This is a genomic window from Aeromonas media (assembly GCF_000819985.1).
In the GTDB taxonomy this organism is placed as follows: Bacteria; Pseudomonadota; Gammaproteobacteria; order Enterobacterales; family Aeromonadaceae; genus Aeromonas; species Aeromonas media.
The window spans coordinates 1-991 of record NZ_CDBZ01000062.1; the positions used below are offsets into that span (position 1 = coordinate 1).

The window sequence follows — 991 nt, forward strand, 5'->3', positions numbered from 1 at the left end:
CTAAATAGCTGTTCCGAATAGTAGATCACTGGAGGAAGGGAACTCAGTCCAGTTTGTGCGATCTCATTAGTCGCCAAACAAAACAAGCCACACCCAAAGGACTGAGTTGATGCCTATCCTACCACCCCTGCCACGACCACAACGGCGCCGCATTCACAAAATCATCCATGCCACCCGTGATAAAGGGCATGCTCGTCGCTTGATGGCCATCTTGCTGTTACATGAAGGACGCACGGTCACTGATGTTCATCACCTTACCGGCGCTGCTCGCTCGACCATCGGCCGTTGGCTTCGATGGTATCGAGATGAAGGCATAGATGCGCTAGAAGCCTTACCGGCTGGCCGTGCCCCAGTCTTACCTGTTGCCAAGATTGTCACTTTACTGGTGCTGCTCATGCAGTTTTCTCCGCAAGATTTTGGTTATCAGCGCAGCCGCTGGTGTACCGAACTATTGGCTATCAAAATCAATCGGTTAACAGGTCTCAATATGGCAGCCTCCACGCTCCGTCGATGGTTACCGCGTATGGGCATTGTCTGGCGAAGGCCCGTGCCGACCTTGCGGATAAAAGACCCAGCCTATCAGGAGAAAATGGCGGATATCGACGCTGCGCTGGCCCGCTGTGATGCCGATAATCCGGTGTTTTATGAGGATGAAGTCGATATAGACCTCAATCCCAAATTAGGGGCCGACTGGATGTTCAGAGCGCAGCAAAAGCGGGTTGTCACGCCGGGACAGAACGCGAAACATTACCTGGCAGGCGTTCTCCATGCAGGCAACGGAAGAGTGCTTTACGTCAGTGGGATAAAGAAAAACTCATCCCTGTTTATCGCCATGCTGGAAAAGCTGCGTCGCCACTACCGACGAGCCAAAACCATCACGCTGATCCTCGATAACTACATCATTCACAAAAGCAAACAGACCGAGCGATGGTTGAAGAAAAACCCTAAGTTCTGCCTGGTATTCCAGCCAGTTTACAGTCCTTGGGTTAAT

Annotated in this window: 1 protein-coding gene; it reads left to right on the plus strand. The window is 51.8% G+C overall.

Annotated elements, in window-relative coordinates:
* Positions 1-109 precede the first annotated feature (109 nt).
* Positions 110-991: IS630 family transposase (locus tag BN1127_RS04645; RefSeq protein WP_042648684.1), on the plus strand; the 882-nt coding region annotated here is incomplete at its 3' end.